The 15089-nt window shown below is 47.6% G+C and carries 19 protein-coding genes; all 19 read left to right on the top strand.

What is annotated here, in order from left to right:
• Positions 1-615: 615 nt before the first annotated feature.
• The 19 genes from SNE25_RS13205 to traM all read left to right on the top strand — a co-directional run bounded on the left by SNE25_RS13205 (position 616) and on the right by traM (position 15089).
• The gene (locus SNE25_RS13205) at positions 616-1527 is read left to right on the top strand and encodes a toprim domain-containing protein (RefSeq protein WP_321565573.1); all 912 of its coding nucleotides are present in this window, start codon (positions 616-618) and stop codon (positions 1525-1527) included.
• 168 nt (positions 1528-1695) lie between these two features.
• Positions 1696-2106 carry a plasmid mobilization protein gene (locus SNE25_RS13200; protein ID WP_321565572.1) on the top strand — a complete coding sequence of 137 codons (411 nt, stop codon included), beginning with the start codon at positions 1696-1698 and terminating at the stop codon, positions 2104-2106.
• 167 nt (positions 2107-2273) lie between these two features.
• Positions 2274-3557 (top strand): relaxase/mobilization nuclease domain-containing protein, encoded by a 1284-nt coding sequence (locus SNE25_RS13195; protein ID WP_321565571.1) that lies wholly within the window; start codon positions 2274-2276, stop codon positions 3555-3557.
• Positions 3558-3628: 71 nt separating this feature from the next.
• Positions 3629-4258 (top strand): ParA family protein, encoded by a 630-nt coding sequence (locus SNE25_RS13190; protein ID WP_321565570.1) that lies wholly within the window; start codon positions 3629-3631, stop codon positions 4256-4258.
• Complete coding sequence (locus SNE25_RS13185) at positions 4255-4590, top strand: hypothetical protein (protein WP_321565569.1); 336 nt, start codon at positions 4255-4257, stop codon at positions 4588-4590. Before SNE25_RS13190 ends, SNE25_RS13185 begins: the two co-directional genes overlap by 4 nt.
• Positions 4587-4850 carry a hypothetical protein gene (locus SNE25_RS13180; protein ID WP_321565568.1) on the top strand — a complete coding sequence of 88 codons (264 nt, stop codon included), beginning with the start codon at positions 4587-4589 and terminating at the stop codon, positions 4848-4850. Before SNE25_RS13185 ends, SNE25_RS13180 begins: the two co-directional genes overlap by 4 nt.
• Positions 4847-5140 (top strand): hypothetical protein, encoded by a 294-nt coding sequence (locus SNE25_RS13175; protein WP_321565567.1) that lies wholly within the window; start codon positions 4847-4849, stop codon positions 5138-5140. Before SNE25_RS13180 ends, SNE25_RS13175 begins: the two co-directional genes overlap by 4 nt.
• Position 5141: 1 nt before the next feature.
• Positions 5142-5435, top strand: coding sequence for a DUF4134 family protein (locus SNE25_RS13170; RefSeq protein ID WP_321565566.1), 294 nt, complete (start codon positions 5142-5144; stop codon positions 5433-5435).
• 88 nt (positions 5436-5523) lie between these two features.
• On the top strand, positions 5524-5832 hold the full coding sequence (locus SNE25_RS13165; protein WP_321565565.1) for a DUF4134 domain-containing protein: 309 nt from the start codon (positions 5524-5526) through the stop codon (positions 5830-5832).
• Positions 5832-6140 carry a plasmid transfer protein gene (locus SNE25_RS13160; protein WP_321565564.1) on the top strand — a complete coding sequence of 103 codons (309 nt, stop codon included), beginning with the start codon at positions 5832-5834 and terminating at the stop codon, positions 6138-6140. The genes SNE25_RS13165 and SNE25_RS13160 overlap by 1 nt, the downstream gene beginning before the upstream one ends.
• Entirely contained in the window at positions 6118-8916 is a 2799-nt protein-coding gene (locus SNE25_RS13155) for a TraG/VirB4 family ATPase (RefSeq protein ID WP_321565563.1), read from the top strand. The genes SNE25_RS13160 and SNE25_RS13155 overlap by 23 nt, the downstream gene beginning before the upstream one ends.
• On the top strand, positions 8867-9535 hold the full coding sequence (locus SNE25_RS13150) for a hypothetical protein (protein WP_321565562.1): 669 nt from the start codon (positions 8867-8869) through the stop codon (positions 9533-9535). The genes SNE25_RS13155 and SNE25_RS13150 overlap by 50 nt, the downstream gene beginning before the upstream one ends.
• Positions 9532-10200 (top strand): hypothetical protein, encoded by a 669-nt coding sequence (locus tag SNE25_RS13145; RefSeq protein ID WP_321565561.1) that lies wholly within the window; start codon positions 9532-9534, stop codon positions 10198-10200. The genes SNE25_RS13150 and SNE25_RS13145 overlap by 4 nt, the downstream gene beginning before the upstream one ends.
• Entirely contained in the window at positions 10197-10865 is a 669-nt protein-coding gene (locus SNE25_RS13140; RefSeq protein ID WP_321565560.1) for a hypothetical protein, read from the top strand. The genes SNE25_RS13145 and SNE25_RS13140 overlap by 4 nt, the downstream gene beginning before the upstream one ends.
• A 52-nt stretch (positions 10866-10917) precedes the next feature.
• Complete coding sequence (locus tag SNE25_RS13135) at positions 10918-11697, top strand: hypothetical protein (protein WP_321565559.1); 780 nt, start codon at positions 10918-10920, stop codon at positions 11695-11697.
• A 4-nt stretch (positions 11698-11701) separates the two neighbouring features.
• Positions 11702-12865, top strand: coding sequence for a plasmid transfer protein (locus SNE25_RS13130; RefSeq protein WP_321565558.1), 1164 nt, complete (start codon positions 11702-11704; stop codon positions 12863-12865).
• Positions 12866-12882: 17 nt separating this feature from the next.
• On the top strand, positions 12883-13497 hold the full coding sequence (gene traK / locus SNE25_RS13125) for a conjugative transposon protein TraK (RefSeq protein ID WP_321565557.1): 615 nt from the start codon (positions 12883-12885) through the stop codon (positions 13495-13497).
• Positions 13475-13894, top strand: a complete 420-nt coding sequence (locus SNE25_RS13120; protein WP_321565556.1) for a hypothetical protein — start codon at positions 13475-13477, stop codon at positions 13892-13894. Before traK ends, SNE25_RS13120 begins: the two co-directional genes overlap by 23 nt.
• A gap of 4 nt (positions 13895-13898) precedes the next feature.
• Positions 13899-15089 (top strand): conjugative transposon protein TraM, encoded by a 1191-nt coding sequence (traM, locus tag SNE25_RS13115; RefSeq protein WP_321565555.1) that lies wholly within the window; start codon positions 13899-13901, stop codon positions 15087-15089.

Raw genomic sequence — 15089 nt, 5'->3', positions numbered from 1 at the left:
TCCAAAATGTATAGCACCTCGCACCGTATCAACGATGCTCCAGTCCTTTTACAATATAAATATCTGTTATCGATGATCGGCGTCGACATAATTTAATATCTCGGCAATATCGACTTTATCCATCTTGCATTAGTTCCAGGCAATTGTAACAACTTTCTGCGTTTTCATTTTGAACACTTGACGATCATCAATCGCAATATATTTCAGTAACGCTGCTCTTCTGTCAAGTTCCGGCATGAGGCTGATTTCTCTATTCTTACAATGAGGAAAAGCGCCAACCAGGAATAGCTTATACAAACAATTTATAATCAATAAATTATAAAATATCTTAGGGTCCAACCCTTTAAGGAGCCCGGTAAAAATCTGTCCTCTCCGAACCTTTGTACCGTCGATCAGGCAAGAACAAGTTCTCCTGATTCTACGGTCTTTGACATCGGGGAACGAAGCATTATCCACCTAAGAAATGGAAATTTTGCGAAGCTGAGATAGTATCAACAAAGCGAACGCGCATTGGCAGCCGGGAGGCCGTATTGTAGAATACGACGTGAGTAGTTCCGAACAACATATATAGTTAATTTGAAGGGGCCTCGTGCCCCTTTTTTTATGCCCTTAATTATGGAAAATCAACACCTGACGGCCAGAGAGATCAAAGAAAATTATTCCCTTATTGACCTGTTAACGCACCTGGGATATGAGCCGGTCAAGCGTGTACGCAATGAACAGCTCTATTTAAGTATGCTGCGCGATTCGGATACTGTACCCTCCTTCTCCGTGAATGACAAACAGGGCACCTGGTTCGATTTCGGCGAAGGAAAAGGCGGCAACATTATAGATTTTGCCTTGCAATATTGGAAAGGCGCGTCTTTTCCCGAAGTATTGGAAAAAATAGTTCAGACCTGCGGCGGTCTGATCCCGGCTTCAGGCACTGCACGAAATTATAAAAGGCAACCTTTGGCTGAAAAGGAACCCCATTACAAAATACTCGACATCAAGGAGCTTGGCAACAATGCCGCCATCCTGCAATATTTAAAAAGCCGGGGCATCAGTAGTGTCGCAGAAGGCCGCCTCAAGGAAATTTACTATTATGTAGAAGATGACGCCGAAAAGCGGAGCAAGTTCTTCGCGGCTGGCTGGCAAAACGAACAGGGAGCCTGGGAGATCCGCAATGTGAATTTCAAAGGATGCCTTGGGCACAAAGCGATCAGCTTTATTCCCAATTCTGAAAAGCGGCTGGCCGTATTTGAAGGATTTTTCAACTATTTAAGCTGGCTCACAGAGAACAAGTTCGCACCGGACACTGTGCTCGTACTGAATTCGCTCTCCCTTCTTCAGGCAGGCATCGAAAAAGCGCAGAACTTCAGGGAAGTCAATTTATATTTCGACAACGATCCCTCGGGGCGTAATGCCACATCTCAATTTACCGCTGAAATTCCCTGGGCCTCCGACCGTAGCGACATCTATGCAAATTATAATGACTACAACGACCTGATCGTAGCAGAACAAACCAATTATCAGCTCAACCGCTGAAAAGCGAACAAGTTCCTTTTTGGTTTTTCCCCTTGCAAGATGTGCTCCTGTCAGACAAAAAACCGCTCCGCTCGTTTTTTGCCAGCCAGTCGCAATCTTGCCCTGGACTTCGCTCCGTACCTCCGCGAAGACCAGGGAGTATCGTAAACTCGCAACTCGTTTACTCTTATGAATGGCAGAGGCAGGACAAAGGGCAGGCGGCAAATGCTGGCCGGTAAAAGGATCAAAAAGATTGATACCCGCTTTACCGAAGATGAATATCAGATCATTTGCGAACTGGAGAAAACACTGGGCCTGACGAAAACAGAGCTCGTCAGGCAGCGGCTGTTAAGTAATGCCGGTTTACTAGTCGTAAATGCAAAAGAACTGATCGTATTACTGGATCAGGTGGGCTCCGAGATGGGACGCTGCGGCAATAACATTAACCAGTTGGCAAAATATGCGAACATTCTTAAAAAGCGTGGGATGTTATCGCCGGTCGTGATTGAGAGGTTCAATGTTTTATTTGAGCAATACCTCAAAAATCAGCAGGCGTTGAATACCAGCCTGCGTAAAGTCTTTCGGATAACCGGCGCTTAGTTCAGTGCGAACTTGTTTGTAGCGAACTGGTTCAAATCGAATTTGTTCGGAGCGAATTCGTTCGCACCGCACTTGTTCTGTTTGAATTTGTTTTTACTCTACTTGTTCACATTGAATTTGTCCTTCCTGAACAAGTTCTGAATGCGCAAGTTCACAAAGAACAAATTATGATCGTTCATATTCTGCCGCCTGCGGATGGCTTTCCAGCCGTTAGCTATAATACCGATAAGGTTGATACCAATAAGGGCGAGTTGATGAAGGTTGCGAACTTTGGTGCTTTGCAGGGTCTGATGAATGTGCGGCCGGAGGATTATAAAAACCATCTGGCAATGGTATCGGCTACGAATAAGCATGTCAAAAGGCCGCAGTTCCATGTGGTCATTTCAGCCGAAGGCCGCACTTATGACAAATACCAACTGACCGCTATCGCCGAGGAATGGCTCGCGCAAATGGGTTATGAAAAGCAACCCTACCTGATCATCTTTCATAAGGATACCGCTAATAACCACATCCATTTGGTGACCGCGCGCATCGACCATACCGGTAAAAAGATCAGCGACCGATTTGAGAAGATCAGAGCGGTGGAAACGCTGAACCGCGTATTGGGTATTGATGCCAGGCATAGCGCTAAAAGCGATATTGAAAATGCGTTGGCCTTCCGGTTTGCTACAGAGGCACAATTCCGCATGATCCTGGAAAGCAAGGGCTATATTTTGCGGGAGCGAGATCGGCTGTACGAGGTGATCAAATTCGGTAAGTTACAGGAAACCATCGGGTCGATTTTAATAATCGACAGATTAACTAAGGATGCCGACCAGCAGCGCAAAATACAGTTAAAAGCCTGGTTTCATAAATATGCAGCTGTCCATAATACCGCCTTAGAAAAAGGCCGCAAGGGCTACCAGTCCGAATTCGCTGCTATAATGAAAGTCAAATTCGGCGTTGAACTGATATTTCACGCTTCCGGCGACAAACTGCCTTATGGCTATTCCGTGATCGATCATTCCGGTAAAAATGTTTTTAAGGGCGGTGAGATCATGCCTTTAAAGGAATTATTAGCCATACGTGTTTCAGAAAGCGCTGCAAAAGAAAACCCACGCGTTCGGTACGAAAACAACGGGAATCAGCTGAACTATTATGCGTCATTATTGAAAGCGGCTATGTACAATTACCCTGATCTGACACAGGGGTTACAGCACCAGGGTTTGGTCATCATTAAAGACGAAAATGGCTTTACCCTGCATGATCCGGCAGGCGGGATTTTTATCAATACTTCGGAATTGCTCAACGAAAACCAGCAGCAAGCAATGGCGAATCACTTTGGCAGCGAACATCTACAACGGAATCATCCGGCAATACCCGGTATCAATCTGGCTTCAGACGTTGATGATGATGCAGTGTTAGGGATGAAACGCCGCCGAAAGAAAAAAGCAAGAACCAATCTCCGCTGACTTAGCGCAGTGATTTCCTGAGGACCTTAATAACGCAATCGCTACACAAAAAACCACTTAAACAAATTCTTATGGTCATTATCATCGGGAACCAGAAGGGCGGTGCCGGAAAGAGCACGCTCACGCTTTTGCTGGCCAATTACCTGACGCAAACCAAAAAATGCAAAGTCACCGTGCTGGACATGGACTACCAACAGTCGATTTCCCAAAAATTCGAGAAAGCGAAAATACTGGAAAATGCCGAGCCGTATGAAGTATTGGCCTTTGGATTAGCCGACTTTCCGATGATGGCAGACACCATCAGGGACAACCCGAAGGATATTGTATTGATTGATCTTCCGGGTAAGCTGGATGACGACGGTTTGATCGGTGTATTTAAAGCAGCACAGGTTGCGATCTGCCCCTTTGCTTATGATGAGTTCAGCTTTGAATCCACGATACCATTTGCTTTGGTACTAAAGAAGATCAACCCGGAAGTGCATTTATTATTCGTTCCCAACCGCATCAAGGCCAATGTCAAGTACGAGATCAAGGCGGATGTGAATGAACAGCTAAACCAGTTAGGGCATGTGACCGAAGCGATTGCCGACCGGATCGATTTCCAGCGTACCAATACTTTTCAGACGCCTGTGAACGTGCAGGCGCTTTTGCTGCCGGTATTCGACCGGGTTTTTAAAGACTTTATTCAGCCCTATTTATGAGCGAGATCAAAACGCTGGCCGACCAGTTAAGGAGTAAAATGGCCAAACCGGATATACCCGAAAAACCCGTAAAGGTGATTAAACCCCGATCAGCCAAGCCGCCGGATATTCCTGAGATTGTTTCGTTGATGCGTGATCTTGATGTCAGCGCCAACAAGACACTGATCCATGCCCGCGTGGATGCGCAAACTGCGCAGATGATCCATCACCTGAAGATCGCCACCGGCATAGAGGTGACACGCCTGATCTGCTTTTCCATAAGGCAGTTGTTCGATCAGAACCCCGAACTCAAATCACTAATTAAAGCACACTTAGCCAACTTCGAGCTATGAACCCAAAAATCCATCGCCAGCAGCGCGACCCGGCCTTCAATGAGATATTGGATCAAATCAGGGCCTATGATAACAGCGATCACCACAGCCTTGTGCACATCCGGCTCGACGAATATACAGTGGTGATCTTGAACCAGCTTAAGCTGGCCACTGGCATTGATATTACCAAGGTAATGGCCTTTGCCATCTGCGAACTCTTAAAACGACACCCGGAACTGCGGCTGGCTATCGACCAATTCTTAAAGCAACTCAAAACATGAACTGGACACATTTTCTACTCTGGCTGGCTGGCGGCTACGGCCTTTATTATCTGATCGTTATCCTGGCAGACCTCGCGCGCAGTAAACGGCAGGGCGCTATTAGCGGAAATCCGCACGAACTGACCTTTTCCGAACAGGTTACGCCGGTTCAGCCGGCGACTCAAGCTGTACAGCCAGCTAAATCCACAAACAAAAATGAAGTGCTCGGCTCCGGTGGGGTGCCGATCACCGACCTCTTTCGCCTGGCCAAACAGGAAGCTATCATCTATACACGTTCCGTAAGCTTTTAATATGAAAGCATGCTTATTGATTTTTTGCTGTTGCCTGCTGGCATTGAGTGCAAGCGCCCAACCTGGCATTTCGGAAATGCAGCAGGCTCAGCAAAATTTACAGTCGACCTTCTTTTCCGCGATGGACTGTTCACTGGTGCTGGCAGCCGTGTTCGGCATTATCGGTGCGGTCCGCATTTACCATAACTGGCAGATGGGGCACCCACGCATCGACGAGCAGGTAGCTGCCTGGTTCTTTGCCGCCTTTTTTATGGTACTGGCAGGTGCCTTCCTGCGCGGCGTGTTTGGCTTGTAAGTTCTTTAATACCCCTCCATAACCCCGGCGGTGCCCTGGTCATTCGGGGGCCGCCTTTTTTATTTCATTCAATTTTTAATACCCCTATATGAACAAACTCAAAAAAACGTGGGCCACAGCCGTGGCCCTTGCGATGGGCACAGCATCCGCCTTTGCCCAGAATGGTGTTACCGGATTAAACTCCGCAACATCCTCCCTTAAAACTTATGTCGCCCCGGTTACCAACGTCACGCTGGTGATTGGCGGCATCGTCGGCATTGTCGGCGCAATCCGCGTGTATTCCAAGTGGAATTCGGGGGATCAGGATATTAATAAAGAATTAATGGGCTGGGGAGGCAGCTGCGTGTTTCTCGTGGTTTCCGCAGTCGTGATCAAAGCCTTCTTTGGTTTAACCTGATGGCCAGGCAATTCCAGGTGTACAAGGGGCTGCAAAGACCCCTTGTGTACCGCGGTTTTAAAGGCAAGTACATCTATTGGGGCGTCGCCTCGCTCTTGGCCGGCCTCGTATTGGGCGCATTGACGATGGCCCTGGTCAATATGTGGCTTGGCCTGATCGTCCTGATCGCTGCCGTCGCAGGCGGGCTTTTTTTTATCGCCGCTAAACAGAAACAGGGACTCCATATCAAAGCCCGCCCGACGGGCATTTTCATTCACCAGGTCAACTTCAAAAATCTCTCCCGTTATGGCAGGAAAACAAGTCTTTAATATTCCCTACATCGGTATCGATCATTATAACGGCACCGATATTCTGGTTGGCGCAGGCGGCGAATGTTCAGTGGTGATTAAGATCACTAACCCGGTTACCCGCTACTCAGCCGCCTCAGCAGCTTACGACGAATTTCATGCGCTGATGATCAACGTGGTCAAAATTATGGGTGATGGCTATTTGCTGCAAAAATCTGATGTGATCAGCAAAGAAAAATACCCGCTCAAAAACGGTGGCGAGTATTTGCAGCAGAAATACAATGAACATTTCGTAGGGCGTGATTATATCTCGGTTAGTACCTACATCACCCTGACCAAACAGGTACGCAAGGGGGCTTTTTACGTCTTTGATAAAAAGGCACTGCGCGATTTCAGTCAGCAAATGGATAAGGTCATGGACATCCTGGTTGCCGCAAAGACGGCACCTATGATCCTGGCCGAACAGCAGCTTAATCAGCTTATCATGCAGTTCCTTGCGATGGATTTTAGGCCGGAACATATCGTGCTGAACAACTTCGCGCCGAACGATAACGAGATCAAAATGGGCGACCGGGCCATTCGTAATATCCCGCTGATAAATATCGACAATGTCGATTTACCTTCCACTGTTTCCACCCACATTGAGATGAATGATAAGGAAACGCTGCGCGGCTTTCCCATAGATTTCCTTTCCTTTTTGTTCCGGGTGCCCGATTTCGAGGTAATTGTCTTCAACCAGGTCATCGATATTCCCAGCCAGTTTATGACGCTGAAAAAACTGGAACTGAAAAAGAAACGGCATTCCGGTATTCCCGACCCGGCCAATACGTTGTGTGTCGAGGATATTGACTTGCTCTTAAACGATGTCGCACGGGAAAACCAGTTATTGGTCAATTGCCATTTTAATATTGTCCTTGCCGCACAGCAGGATAAAATACAGAAAGCTGCCAATTTTATTGAAAGCGCACTTTTTAGCTTAGGCATCGTGGCAAGCAAGAACGGGTACAACCAATTGGAGCTGTACCGGTCCGCTTTGCCGGGGAATGCCGTGGAACTTAAAGATTACGACTGGTTCCTGACCACCTGTGATGCGGCTGTTTGTTTCTTTCTGAAAGAGTCGATGCCGCTCGACGAGCCCTCCGATTTTTTGGTACGCTTTACGGATCGGCAGGGCGTACCGGTAGGCATTGACGTAGCCGATCTGCCGATGCGCACAAACCGCATCAACAACCGCAATAAATTCGTCTTGGGGCCAAGCGGTTCGGGTAAATCCTTCTTTATGAATAGCCTGATTGAGCAATATATGTTGTTCAATATGGATATGGTCATTGTGGACACCGGCCATTCCTATTCCGGCTTATGCGCCTATTACAAGGGAAAATATATCACTTATACCGATAAAAAGCCGATCACGATGAACCCCTTCCAGATTACCATGGAAGAATTCAACATCGAGAAAAAGGACTTCCTGATCACGCTGGCAGGCCTGCTTTGGAAAGGTGCCGACGGGATTTTCAGTCAGGTTGAACGCGACGTCATCAGTAATGTGATCAATGCATATTACCTGCAATATTTTGAGCAGGGTGAATTGCCGCCGATCTCCAAAAAGGACCAGTTCGCCATTCGCAAAAAGATATTAGAGGAAATGAAGGGCGGCAGCGGCTTTACACCCCTTGCGGAATTTGAAATTGAAGTTTTGGATAATGACCTTGCCGGAGAACTGCCACGGGATGATCAGGCATTGATCGATGCACTGACTCATTCCGGCGACACGCTGACACCAAACGAAGCCAATCCGTTCCGGGCAGCCTATGATGAAAAGTTTCACCAGGCTGTTAAGGAAGAGCAATTGCGACGACTGAAAGCCGAAGGCAAGCCGCATATTGATCAGTTAAACTTCAATAGCTTTTATGAATTCGCGCTTTGGAAAATCCCGGAAATCAAACGGGAAGAAAGTATTCCTTTCGATGTGGATGAGTTCCGCTATGTACTCAAAAAGTTCTATAGAGGTGGTGAATTCGCGCAGATCCTGAACGAAGCGACCGATTCTTCGCTGTTTACCGAACGCTTCATAGTCTATGAAATTGATGCCGTAAAGGAAAATCGCGTCCTCTTTCCAATAGTGACGCTGGCGATCATGGACGTATTCATTCAGAAGATGCGCTTTCGTTCATCACGTCGTAAGGCCCTTGTGGTGGAGGAAGCGTGGAAAGCGATAGCAAGCCCATTGATGGCTTCGTACCTTTTATACCTCTATAAAACGGTCAGAAAGTTTTGGGGTGAGGCCATAGTCGTGACCCAGGAATTAGGAGATATTATCGGCAACGCCGTGGTGAAAGACAGTATCATCAATAATTCAGATACGGTATGCCTGCTTGATCAAACCAAGTTCAAAGATAATTACGGTGCTATCGCCTCGCTCTTATCGATCAATGAAACGGAGCGCAAAAAGATATTCTCTATTAACCAGTTGGAGAATACCGAAGGTCGCGGACGCTTCAAAGAAGTATATATCCGCAGGGGTGCGGTTGGTGAAGTTTATGGTGTAGAGGTCAGCCTGCACCAGTATTTGACTTTCTCCACCGAGAAACCCGAAAAATCGGCGCTGGAGGTATACATCGAACATTTCGGTGGTTACCAGCGCGCGCTCGATCTTTTTGTGGATGACTTCCATAACAGCAAATTAACGCTGGCGCAATTTGTCAGCCACATCAACAAAAACGGTCAACCTATTTTATACGATAACCATGAAAACGATAATGCTTTTCCTTATGCTCCTGCCCTTATTAATTTTTAAGGCAGCTTTTGCGCAGGAGCTCGTCGTTGACCCGGCTACTTCGGCTGCCATTGCAGTCAATAGCGCAGTAATCAACGGCCAGTTAAATACGACTAATAATAATTTAAGCCTGATCCAAAAAGGCCAGTTGGCGGTTACCGGGCAGCTGGTCATTGTCAACGACCTGCAAAACAAGATTTACACCGGCCTGAGTCAGGTAGGTTCGGTGATCAATAACCTGACATCTATAAAGGAAATCGCCAGTTGCGGGACGGATATTGTGAATGATGTGGGCCAGGCGATAATCATCGCCAAGTCTGACCCGGTACTCTTACTCTTTGCCGAGGAAGGAGCGCGGGAATTTGAAACGCGGGCCGTGACTTTATCTGCCGACGTCAGCGCCTTTGTGCTCAAGGGTGGAAATAATTTAATGGATGCGGGGGAACGCGGGAAGCTTCTAAACCATATCGAATCTGAAATGCAGATCCTGCGAGGTATCGCCTACGGCATGGGCCGCGCGATGTATTGGGCCAAAATGCGCGGCATTTGGGCATCGCTCAACCCTTGGGAAGAATGGAAGAACATGGATGTGCAGATCGCCAACGATGTATTGAACAATGCCAAATACCTGAAGCAATGAAGAAACTAACCTTTTTCCTGCTTTGTGCTTTTGGCTTTCAGTTCTCCGCTTTCTCCCAGCAAAGCACCCTCGACATCGCCGGTATTCATCAATTAATCGATCAGTCCAAGTCTGAGCATACGAAACAGGTCGATGCCCGCAATAACCAGGCTGCCGTAACAGCTAATGAACAGGCCAACCTGACCCTGCTCACCAAAATGAAGAATATGTACCGCACCTTGCAAAACAGGTACAATACATTGGGAACAGCTATCAATATTGCCGACATCGGAATTCATGCAACACCCGAGGTCAGACAGATTGTCAGCTACCAGGCGCAGATTATTAGTCTGGTCGCAAAGAACCCGGCGATTGCTTTTTTAGGTTACCAGACTGAAATCGAATTTGTCGAAAAAGCGCAGGCGCTGATCGGCTATGTGACCGGCCTGACCTTATCCATTGGGGATGTGAACCAAATGAAAGCATCGGACAGGAAACTATTATTTGATTATGTACTGATGCAGCTCTCCGAGATACAGGAGCTTTCCGGCAACCTCGTTAATACGCTGACTTATTCCAACCTGAATTCTTTGCTTCGTTCCATCAATCCCTTTCAGAATTATATCGACCAGGATAAAAACGTAGCTGAAAGCATTATTCAAAATGCGAAGTATCTCAAACAATGAAAAAGCACTTTTATATATTGCTTTTAGCTTTTTGCTTTAAGCTTTCAGCCCATGCGCAGCAATACGTTTTCGATCCGAAATACTTTGCCTCCGTTGAAGCTAACCAGGCAGTGCGCAGCAGCGCAGAGGAAACCCACAACCAGTATTTGGGCAAGATCAATAATAATATCGAAGATCTGAATACCAATGTAGGTTCAGTCGTGCTGGCGCAAACTATTATCTATAATGGTTTGTCCAATGTGAACTCTGCTCTAAAGGATGGTTTGGAAGTCAAGTACATGGCAACAATTACCGCCGATATGATCAGTTACCTGAACCAGGCTCTGGCATTGGGCAAATCCGACCCCTATTTATTCTTGTTTGCGACCAATATCGCGAATGAAATGAAAGTGCGGTCAGTAGCGCTGGTCAGCGAAGTATCGGCTTATGTACTGAAATCCGGCGATAATATATTAGCCGATTATTACGGGCGTGACCAGCTACTAAAAAAGGTCACGACTAGTTTACAGATATTAGACGGTCTGGCCTACGGCGCGTGGCGTGCGATGTATTGGGCCAAACAGCGCGGCATCATTTCCTCCGTTAACCCTTGGCAGGACTTTATCAATAAGGACAAGTACTTCGTGCAGCAAATTATTACCAACGCTAAATATTTAAACCAATGAAAACCATGAGCTATCTGCAGATAGCTGAATACCATCGAAAAAAATTTTTATCATGAAAAAAATACTAATGTTTTTCACTTTATGCTTTAGCCTCCTTGCCGCTGAGGCCCAATCCATCATTAAGGATGATGCGGTCGATAACCAAAGCCAGCGCATGGTCTTCCAGCAATGGGATCAGAATAAGTTTTATCCAAAGGCTGGTTTCCTGAGCCTCAATCCTTATTACTGGCTGGTCTGGGGTTTGTTTGATCCGAACTACCATAAAACAGACATCCGGCCTTTGAGCGCCAGTGGACAGCAAACACAACGGCTGGGTTTGGTAGCGACCATGAATGGTATTGATAACCGTTATAAGCTGCAATCAGATACGGCCCGCAATACGGCACTTTCACAAATCGCCTCGCAGTCAGGGCTGTTGTCGGATACCGACCCCTTATGGTTGCTGTATTATAAGCAGCAATTCAACCCGCTGCTAAACTATACGCCTGTTTCTATTTTAGGGGGACTTTCGCCGCAGGTCAGTGGTAAACTGGTTTCCGAGGGGCTTTATAGCTGGTACACGGAGGAACTGGATAAACTAAAGGAAAGGCTGAACGGGGCGCGTTCGGCTGACATGGATCGCGGTTCGCGCATCATGGCTTATTACCGGATGCTGAATGAGTATAAAAACCTGTCCTCTGTCTGGGCGATCCGTACCTCCACCTCGCAGATGACTTTGGATATGGCCGCGCACCAGCATGCCTTGCAAAAAGGTACGGTGGCTATTCCTAACTGGACGCCGAATAGTGATGTGCAGATCGCCAACAAGATTTTGACGAATGCTAAATATTAAATGTATGCGAAAAAGACTCTTTTATTTGGTCCTGCTATTTTCCTTATGGGGAACGGCAGGCTTTGCCCAAACCGCGACCGTTGATACCGCCATTAGCCGCAAGTCGCTGCAATACCTGCAAGGTGACGCGGTCTATGAAAGCGGTGTCATGGTGTTTTTAAAAGGGCTGAAGGGCTCGATCTGGAACCATTTTAGTATGTTCATCGGCGACGCGCAGGCATTGGCCGCTATATTTATGATCATATTTTTTGCCATCAAAAGCTATGAAATGATGGTGGGCGACAAGCGCATGGAAATCATGCCGCTGTTACGGCCATTCGGTTTGGCCATGATCATTATCTGGTGGGGCGGATTCGTGAAAATGGTGGCGTTTCCGACAGACCTGGTAGCGCAGCAGACCGAGCAAATGTTTGACAGCGTGCAAAGCGATGTGGACGGCCTGCGGTTCACACGGGCAAACTTAATGCTGCAAGTCGCCAATTCCTTATATACTTTCCAGGCACAGGCCGATGTTGCCGAAAAGGAAAGCGATACCTGGTACGGGCAGGCCTGGAATACCGTGACGAGCACGGTAAAACAAGGTATCGCCGATGTGGTATCGCCCCTCCTGGAACTCAAGAACAGGCTTACGGTGGGGATGCAATTGCTGTTTACCCAGCTTTTGGAGTTATTGGGAATATGGATTCTGCGCATCGCGACGTACATTATATTTATGATCCAGATTATCTATTCGTCGATATTGATCATACTGGGGCCGTTCTCAGTAGCGGTGAGCATTCTGCCAGCTTTCCGTGATAGTTTTTCGACCTGGGTCGCACGGTTTGTTTCGGTCAATTTGTATTCGGGTATCGCTTACCTGATCATGTACCTCTGCGGCCTGATGGAACAATACGCGCTGACCTCAGAGATCAGCAAGTACCAGGAACTCGTGGGTAAAACCGGGGCGCCTGCGGATATGGCGAAACTGGCGGTATTTGCTGGTAACGGTATCCTGTCATTTGGTACGGTCATTATCGTATTTGTGATCGGCGCGATCTGTATGTTTACAGTGCCCAGCATTTCTACGTGGATCATATCCACTTCGGGTATAAGCTCAGCCGCTTCCAATTTTGGCCGGGGTGCCAGCACAATGGCCGGTGCCACCCGCATCGTCGGCAGTTTCATCTAACCTCTTACCCCAATTTTATGATCGTTAAAAATATCGAAGCCAAAATACGGCTGGCGACCTGGGTGGCTATGGGCAGCTTTCTGACCTCCATCATTTTGTCGGCTATCTGCTGCTCGTATGCCTACCGGCAGGTTTCGGATGCGCGCAAAAGTATTTACATCCTGAGCAATGGTATTCCCCAGCAGGCTAATCAAACCGATATGCAGGTTAACCGGCCTGCAGAGTACAGGGCCGACATTGACCTGTTTCATGCCCTGTTCTTTTCGCTGACCCCGGATGACAAGTATATCGAATACCAGTTAAAAAAAGCGATGTACCTCGTCGATGAATCTGGTGCCGACCAGGTGAACAACCTGAAGGAGAACGGTTTTTTCAACTCGGTACTGTCCTCCAGTTCTGTCATTACCCTGCAAACGGATTCCATTTCGCTTGACATGACCAAACGCTATTTCCGCTACTACGGCAAGCTGAAGATCGACCGCCGCAGTTCTACGGTAATCCGTTCGCTGATAACCGAGGGCTACCTGAAGGATATTCCCCGGAGCGACAATAATCCGCACGGTGTGCTCATTATGAACTGGAAAACGCTCGAAAATAAAGACCTCGAAAATGTTCAGAAAAATACATTCTAACCGCGATCCCAGGGATACGCTGTACAGGGAATTGAAAAAGGAGTTTTCGGCCTACACGGATAAAGGCAGCAGGTTCAGTCAAGTTTTGGCCGCCAAATATCCTCGCTTCCTGTTTGGATTGATGACCGCGTTATTGCTCGTTTCGGCGGTACTGGCCATATGGCTGCACCCGAAAATGGTGCCGCCCGAAAAAACAAACACCAGGCCGCAAAGCGCCGTTTTAAACGGCGGTTTTGACCGTATCCTGGCCGCAGGCGCTGCACTCGGTCAGACTATCCGCTTAAGGCGGCAGGTAGACAGTATTACCGCAAAAACGGTTTTGAATAAATCCGACAGTATTACCCTGGTGCGCGATCTCGACAGTTTGCAGCATATCCGTCTTACTTTACCCCATTAGCATTATGCAAATCAATTTAAAGCAACCCAAATACATCCTGCCGCTGATCCTGCTGCCTTTTCTTTGCCTTTTCTTTTTTGTTTTCCATAGCGGATTTGCCACCAAAAAGACCGAAGACAAGCCCGTGAACGGGATCAATACTTCAGTTGGCCAGGTTTCTGGCGATGTACAAAAGAAACAATTGGAAGATAAGCTGGATGCTTATCGTAACACCTATAAAGAAGGCGACGGCACAACTGCCGTAAATCCTTTGCCCTCCGAGAAAACCAGCAACCCTGCCTTTCAAAGCAACTATTCAGACAAGGAAAAGAAAATGCTGGATTCTATCAATGAAGCAATGAAGGCCAGATATGGCCAATCCTCACCGGTTGACCCACAACGAAAAAACCATGATCCTGCCAACGACGACCAGGCCATGATTAATGCATTAAATGGTTTAAAGAACAGGCATAATGCAGGAATCAACAGTGGCACCAGCGAATCGGCGGTTAAAGACCCGATGGCAACGTTCCGGCAGCAGATGGCTTACCTCGACAGCATGAACAAGGCCAATGATCCGGCAGTGAAAGCCGAACGGCAGAAGTCCGACGCATTGGCGAAAGTTGCCGCACAAAAAGCCGCCGAACCCATATTAGCCGTGAAGCTGGCGGATGCGCCGTCAACGGAATTTAATACCGTGCTGCCTGAAAAGCACCCGGACTTTATTAAAGTGGTGATTGATGAGAATTTGACGGGTTATGCCGGTTCACGTATCCGCCTGCGGCTTTTAGATGACATCGATGCCGGGAATTACCGGATTGCCAAAGGCACTTACCTTTATGCGCTGATTACCGGCTTTTCCGGCCAGCGGGTTGAGCTGACCGTTAAATCCATTTTGTATGAGAACAAAATCCTGCCGGTCAAGTTGCAGGTGTACGACCTCGACGGGCTTTCCGGGCTGTATGTGCCTGAATCGGCGTTCCGCGATTTCACCAAAGACCTTGGCACCAATACGGTTCAGGGTGTGACCGTTGATGGCAGCGGCACCGGTTCCCTTGCCAGCCAGTTCGCTATGAGCACCGCCAGCAAAATGTTTGAGTCCACCTCATCTGCCATTGCCGGGTTGATCCGTAAGGATAAGGCGAAGATCAAATACAATTCTTACCTCTATTTAATCGATAACGAAGCGCTCGAAAAAGCGCAGCAACACTATTAA

Source organism: Mucilaginibacter sabulilitoris (genome assembly GCF_034262375.1).
GTDB lineage: Bacteria > Bacteroidota > Bacteroidia > Sphingobacteriales > Sphingobacteriaceae > Mucilaginibacter > Mucilaginibacter sabulilitoris.
The sequence above is the reverse complement of the archived record's forward strand: the minus strand, read 5'-3'. Positions and strand labels throughout refer to the sequence as shown.

Coding starts and splice junctions, on each gene's coding strand:
- SNE25_RS13205 (WP_321565573.1), top strand. CDS start 616: ATGGAAAATCAACACCTGACGGCCAGAGAGATCAAAGAAAATTATTCC.
- SNE25_RS13150 (WP_321565562.1), top strand. CDS start 8,867: ATGAAAACGATAATGCTTTTCCTTATGCTCCTGCCCTTATTAATTTTT.
- SNE25_RS13195 (WP_321565571.1), top strand. CDS start 2,274: ATGATCGTTCATATTCTGCCGCCTGCGGATGGCTTTCCAGCCGTTAGC.
- SNE25_RS13140 (WP_321565560.1), top strand. CDS start 10,197: ATGAAAAAGCACTTTTATATATTGCTTTTAGCTTTTTGCTTTAAGCTT.
- SNE25_RS13135 (WP_321565559.1), top strand. CDS start 10,918: ATGAAAAAAATACTAATGTTTTTCACTTTATGCTTTAGCCTCCTTGCC.
- SNE25_RS13180 (WP_321565568.1), top strand. CDS start 4,587: ATGAACCCAAAAATCCATCGCCAGCAGCGCGACCCGGCCTTCAATGAG.
- SNE25_RS13130 (WP_321565558.1), top strand. CDS start 11,702: ATGCGAAAAAGACTCTTTTATTTGGTCCTGCTATTTTCCTTATGGGGA.
- traM (WP_321565555.1), top strand. CDS start 13,899: ATGCAAATCAATTTAAAGCAACCCAAATACATCCTGCCGCTGATCCTG.
- SNE25_RS13160 (WP_321565564.1), top strand. CDS start 5,832: ATGGCCAGGCAATTCCAGGTGTACAAGGGGCTGCAAAGACCCCTTGTG.
- SNE25_RS13200 (WP_321565572.1), top strand. CDS start 1,696: ATGAATGGCAGAGGCAGGACAAAGGGCAGGCGGCAAATGCTGGCCGGT.
- SNE25_RS13165 (WP_321565565.1), top strand. CDS start 5,524: ATGAACAAACTCAAAAAAACGTGGGCCACAGCCGTGGCCCTTGCGATG.
- SNE25_RS13185 (WP_321565569.1), top strand. CDS start 4,255: ATGAGCGAGATCAAAACGCTGGCCGACCAGTTAAGGAGTAAAATGGCC.
- SNE25_RS13120 (WP_321565556.1), top strand. CDS start 13,475: ATGTTCAGAAAAATACATTCTAACCGCGATCCCAGGGATACGCTGTAC.
- SNE25_RS13175 (WP_321565567.1), top strand. CDS start 4,847: ATGAACTGGACACATTTTCTACTCTGGCTGGCTGGCGGCTACGGCCTT.
- SNE25_RS13190 (WP_321565570.1), top strand. CDS start 3,629: ATGGTCATTATCATCGGGAACCAGAAGGGCGGTGCCGGAAAGAGCACG.
- SNE25_RS13170 (WP_321565566.1), top strand. CDS start 5,142: ATGAAAGCATGCTTATTGATTTTTTGCTGTTGCCTGCTGGCATTGAGT.
- traK (WP_321565557.1), top strand. CDS start 12,883: ATGATCGTTAAAAATATCGAAGCCAAAATACGGCTGGCGACCTGGGTG.
- SNE25_RS13155 (WP_321565563.1), top strand. CDS start 6,118: ATGGCAGGAAAACAAGTCTTTAATATTCCCTACATCGGTATCGATCAT.
- SNE25_RS13145 (WP_321565561.1), top strand. CDS start 9,532: ATGAAGAAACTAACCTTTTTCCTGCTTTGTGCTTTTGGCTTTCAGTTC.